1 protein-coding gene is annotated in these 690 nt (G+C 65.7%); it reads right to left on the reverse strand.

All coding sequences use genetic code 11. From position 1 onward, the window contains the following. On the reverse strand, positions 1–690 hold a 690-nt coding region (locus OOT08_RS07090; protein WP_325091897.1), incomplete at both ends, for a hypothetical protein.

Genomic DNA, 690 nt, shown 5'->3' on the forward strand with positions numbered 1-690 from the left:
TTGCAGTTGCAGCATCTGCATCCGCGTCGGTTGCAGCATCCGCATCCGTGTCGGTTGCAGCATCCGCGTCCGTGTCGGTTGCAGCATCTGCATCCGTGTCGGTTGCAGCATCCGTGTCGGTTGCAGCATCCGCATCCGCGTCGGCTGCAGCATCTGCATCCGTGTCAGCGGCAGCATCCGTGTCGGTCGCAGCATCCGCGTCCGTGTCAGCAGCAGCGTCAGCGTCAGCGTCAGCGTCAGCGTCCGTGTCGGCAGCAGCGTCCGTGTCGGTCGCAGCATCCGCATCCGTGTCGGTTGCAGCATCCGCGTCCGTGTCAGCAGCAGCGTCCGTGTCAGCAGCAGCGTCAGCGTCAGCGTCAGCGTCAGCGTCAGTTGCAGCGTCCGTGTCGGTCGCAGCGTCCGTGTCAGCAGCCGCATCCGTGTCAGCGGCAGCATCCGTGTCAGCGGCAGCGTCCGTGTCGGTTGCAGCATCCGCATCCGTGTCAGCAGCAGCGTCCGTGTCGGTCGCAGCATCTGCATCCGTGTCAGCAGCAGCGTCCGTGTCAGTCGCAGCATCCGCATCCGTGTCAGCAGCAGCATCCGTGTCGGTCGCAGCATCCGCGTCCGTGTCAGCAGCAGCGTCAGCGTCCGTGTCAGCGTCAGCATCCGTGTCAGCGGCAGCATCCGTGTCGGTCGCAGCATCCGCGTCCG

Origin of the sequence: Leucobacter sp. M11, from assembly GCF_035726885.1 — a bacterium.
Taxonomy (GTDB): domain Bacteria; phylum Actinomycetota; class Actinomycetes; order Actinomycetales; family Microbacteriaceae; genus JAPFRB01.